Source organism: uncultured Campylobacter sp., from assembly GCF_938040115.1.
Classification (GTDB): Bacteria; Campylobacterota; Campylobacteria; order Campylobacterales; family Campylobacteraceae; genus Campylobacter_A.
Genome location: NZ_CALHXD010000280.1, coordinates 1 through 4,010 on the forward strand (window position 1 = coordinate 1; position 4,010 = coordinate 4,010).

The 4,010-nt window shown below is 49.3% G+C and carries 5 protein-coding genes; all 5 read left to right on the forward strand.

Annotated elements, in window-relative coordinates; genetic code table 11:
- On the forward strand, positions 1–614 hold a 614-nt coding region (locus Q0314_RS09445; protein ID WP_366114721.1), incomplete at its 5' end, for a TRCF domain-containing protein.
- Positions 611–1,372, forward strand: coding sequence for an ATP-binding protein (locus Q0314_RS09450; RefSeq protein ID WP_298058516.1), 762 nt, complete (start codon positions 611–613; stop codon positions 1,370–1,372). The genes Q0314_RS09445 and Q0314_RS09450, both read left to right, overlap by 4 nt.
- On the forward strand, positions 1,372–2,187 hold the full coding sequence (locus Q0314_RS09455) for a TIGR00282 family metallophosphoesterase (protein ID WP_298058522.1): 816 nt from the start codon (positions 1,372–1,374) through the stop codon (positions 2,185–2,187). Before Q0314_RS09450 ends, Q0314_RS09455 begins: the two co-directional genes overlap by 1 nt.
- A gap of 136 nt (positions 2,188–2,323) precedes the next feature.
- A complete protein-coding gene (locus tag Q0314_RS09460) occupies positions 2,324–2,992 on the forward strand; it encodes a 3-methyladenine DNA glycosylase (RefSeq protein ID WP_298058518.1) in 669 nt (222 codons plus the stop codon).
- 8 nt (positions 2,993–3,000) lie between these two features.
- The coding region (locus Q0314_RS09465) for a DegT/DnrJ/EryC1/StrS family aminotransferase (protein WP_298058520.1) at positions 3,001–4,010 on the forward strand (1,010 nt) is incomplete at its 3' end.

Consider the following 4,010-nt stretch of genomic DNA (forward strand, 5'->3'; position numbering starts at 1 on the left):
AAGACAAAAACGCCCTAAGCGCAGACGCTCTAAAACGCCTGGTCGCGCTTGAGAGCAACTCGTTTTTGGGCTCGGGCAGCGTGCTAGCCTATCACGATCTAGAAATCAGAGGCGGCGGTAACCTAGTGGGCGAAGCTCAAAGCGGCCATATCGAGGCGATCGGCTACTCGCTCTACATCAAGATGCTTGAAGAAGAGATAAATAAACTACTAAATAAAGAGAGCTTTGAGAGTGCGAAAATCGACCTGAAGCTTAGCATAAACGCGTTTTTAAACTCGGAGTTTATCGGCGAGGATAGGCTGCGCTTGGAGCTATATAGACGGCTTAGCAAGTGCAAAGAGGTGGCCGAGGTTTATGAGATAGAGGGCGAGATCGAGGATAGATTCGGCAAACCGGATATCTACACCAAGCAGTTTTTAAGCCTCATTATAATTAAAATTTTAGCGATAAAAGCGGGCTTTAAAGCCATCTCAAACGCCGAGCAAAATATCATGCTAACCGCGCAAAACGGCGAGCAAACGAGACTAAAATCAAAGAGCAAAGACGACGATGACGTGATAGAGGAGATTTTGATCTATCTTAGAAAACTAAACAAAGGACGGGCGGAAAAATGATAGACTGGAACACGACTGCCGCAGCGATTTATAGGCGTAAATTCGGCGCATTAAAAGGCGTGATAGACGTTGATTTTACGCAGCTTGACGGGCTTATCGGGATCGAAAAGCAAAAAGAAGAGCTTGTAGAAAATACGCGAAATTTTTTAGAAGGCAAGGGCGCAAATCACGCGATACTGTGGGGCGCGCGAGGCTGTGGTAAAAGTAGCCTGGTTAAGGCTGTTTTTACTAAATTTTACCCGGAGGGCTTGCGGCTAATCGAGCTAAAAAACGACGAGCTTGAGATGATACCCGAGATCATTTACGAGATCAGGGATAGTAGCTTTAAATTTATCATTTTTTGCGACGATCTTAGCTTTGAGGCGGGAGACATGAGCTATAAATTTTTAAAACCCGTGCTTGAAGGCTCGATCGAAAAGGCGCCTAAAAACGTGCTAGTCTACGCCACATCAAACCGCCGCCACCTGATCAGCGAGCTAAAAAGCGACAACGAGGGCGCAAAGGTCGGCGAGACGGAGCTGCACTATAGCGACGCGGTCGAAGAAAAGATCGCGCTTAGCGATAGATTCGGGCTTTGGCTTAGCTTTTATCAGGGCAGCTTTACGGACTATCTAAAGATCGTGGATTTTTATTTTAAAGATTTCGTGGGCGATAGAGCGATGCTTCACGAGCTAGCTAAGCAATACGCACAGCTGCGCGCGAGCCGCTCCGGACGCACCGCAAGACAGTTTTATCTAAGCTATAAAGATAAAATTTGATGGCAAATTTAACTAGAGTAGGATTTGTCGGCGATATCGTCGGACGCGCGGGACGAAGCGCGGTGATGCAAAATTTGCCAAAATTTAAGCGAGAATTCGAGCTTGACTTTATCGTCGCAAACGCCGAAAATGCAAGCGGAGGCTTTGGCCTTACCGCGACCAACGCGCACGAGCTGCTAGACTGCGGTATCGACGCGATCACGGGCGGCAACCATAGCTTTGATAAAAAAGACGTGGTCGCGCTTATGGACGCTCTGCCTATCATCCGCCCTTACAACCACTTCGCGGGCACGGCAGGGAGCGGAGCGATAAATTTGAACAAAGACGGTAAGAGCCTAAGCGTGGTAAATTTGATGGGGCACTACGGCTTGCCGCATACAAATAACGCCTTTTTGGAGGCCGAGCGCGCACTAGGCGAGTGCGAGAGCGAAAACATCCTCATAGACTTTCACGCCGAGGCCACGAGCGAGAAAAACGCCTTTTTTAGGCTATTTTGCGGTCGAGTGGGGGCCATAGCCGGCACTCACACGCACGTTGGCACAGATGATTTGCAAATAATTAGTGGCACCGCGTACGTGAGCGACGTAGGGCTTAGCGGGGCGTTTGACGGCGTCATCGGCATGGACGCAGAAGCGCCTGTGAAGAGCTTTTTAACGGGACTTAAGCACTCGTTTAAGGTAAATGAAAAATGCAGGCGAATCTTTCAGATGGTTGTATTTGAATTTGACGGCGGACGGTGCGCGGATGCCTTTAAGGTCCGCGTGATAGACGGCGTTAGCGAGCCTTTGGTACAGTGGGCGGTTAAATTTATATAAACGAGATCAAATTTGAGCCGAGCAAGGCTAGCGACGGCTTTTACTCAAATTTAAGCGCGGCGGCGTTGTGGACGATAAATTTGAGCAAGAGCCGGGCGTAAAATTTGCTAATAAACAAAGAAAAAAAAGGAAAACTATGGATAGCACGCAGCTTTTTTTGGCGCTAAAAAACGCGGGCGTAAAGGCTGACGCAGACGGCCCTCTTTGGTGGCCAAATGCCGGCACCCTTGAGGTCGTGGTCGGCGCCGTTTTGATACAAAATACCAACTGGAAAAATGCGGATAAGGCGCTAAATAATCTAAAAAACGCAAATTTGATGAGCCTTGAGGGCATCGTAAAAATGCCCGCGGCCGAGCTTGCCTTGCTCATAAAACCAAGCGGCTTTTACAATACCAAGGCAAAACGCCTAAAAACGCTTTGCGATGCGATTTTTAAAAAATTCGGCGATTTTGAAAATTTCAAAGAAAACGTGAGCCGCGAGTGGCTGCTGGGCGTCAAAGGCATCGGCGCGGAGACCTGCGACGCGGTGCTTTGCTACGCGTGCGGGCGCGAGGTGATGGTCGTAGATAGCTACGCTTTGCGGATTTTGAGCTTTTTGGGGTATGAGTTTGAAAGCTACGACGAGGCGCAGGAGTGGCTGGGGGCCGTAGATAGCGAGCGGATCTGCGAGGCGTACGGACGCGAGCTGGATATGAATGAAATTTACGCCAAATTTCACGGCAAGATAGTGGAGTTTTGTAAGGCGCACTTTAACGGCAAGAGGCTGGACGAAGCAGGCGAGGAGATACTAAAATCTATAAAATAGGAGCGAAGATGAAGATAAATTTTATAAATTTACAGGCCCAGTATCAAAGATACAAAAACGAAATCGACGAGCAGATCAAAGAGGTGTTAGATAGCTCGGTCTATATCGGCGGCAAGGTCGGCGAGCTAGAGGAAAATTTGGCTAAATTTAGCGGCGCAAAGCATGCTATAGCTTGCAGTAGCGGCACGGACGCGCTGCTATTAGCCTTTATGGCGCTTGATATAAAGCCCGGCGACGAGATCATCACGACGCCTTTTACCTTTATCGCTACGGCCGAGATGATAGCGTTTCTGGGCGCGAAGCCCGTGTTCGTCGATATCGACGAGAGGACGTATAACATCGATCCGAATTTGATCGAGGCAAAGATCACGCCAAAGACCAAGGCTATCGTGCCGGTGTCGCTTTTTGGGCAGGCGGCGGATATGGCGGCGATAAACGCTATCGCGCAAAAGCACGGCCTAACTGTTATCGAGGACGCCGCGCAAAGCTTTGGCGCGAGTCAAAACTGCGTAAAATCCTGCAACCTCTCGCGCATCGCTACGACCTCGTTTTTCCCGGCTAAGCCGCTTGGTTGCTACGGCGACGGCGGAGCGATATTTACGAGCGACGACGAGCTGGCGCAAAAGATAAAAATTTTACTAAATCACGGTTCAAAAGAGCGGTATTTCCATAGCGCTATCGGCATAAACGGCAGGCTAGACGCCATCCAAGCGGGCGTTTTAAACGTAAAGCTAAAATACTTTGACGACGAAATCGCGCGCCGCCAAGAGGTCGCCGCACGCTACGGCAAAAACCTAAAAAACGTCGTAACGCCCTTTGTAGAAAGCGGAAATACGAGCGTCTGGGCTCAGTACTGCATCCGCGTAAAAGATAGAGCTAGGATGCTAGAAATCTGCGCGCAAAAAGGCGTGCCGACGGGAGTTTATTACCCGCTGCCGTTACATTTGCAAGAGGTCTTTAAGGACCTTGGCTATAAAAAAGGCGATTTCGCCGTTAGCGAGCGCGTGAGCGAAGATAT

What these genes read in the sequence shown, in the direction of transcription:
- Q0314_RS09450 (WP_298058516.1), top strand. Translation starts at nt 611, where the DNA reads ATGATAGACTGGAACACGACTGCCGCAGCGATTTATAGGCGTAAATTC.
- Q0314_RS09455 (WP_298058522.1), top strand. Translation starts at nt 1,372, where the DNA reads ATGGCAAATTTAACTAGAGTAGGATTTGTCGGCGATATCGTCGGACGC.
- Q0314_RS09460 (WP_298058518.1), top strand. Translation starts at nt 2,324, where the DNA reads ATGGATAGCACGCAGCTTTTTTTGGCGCTAAAAAACGCGGGCGTAAAG.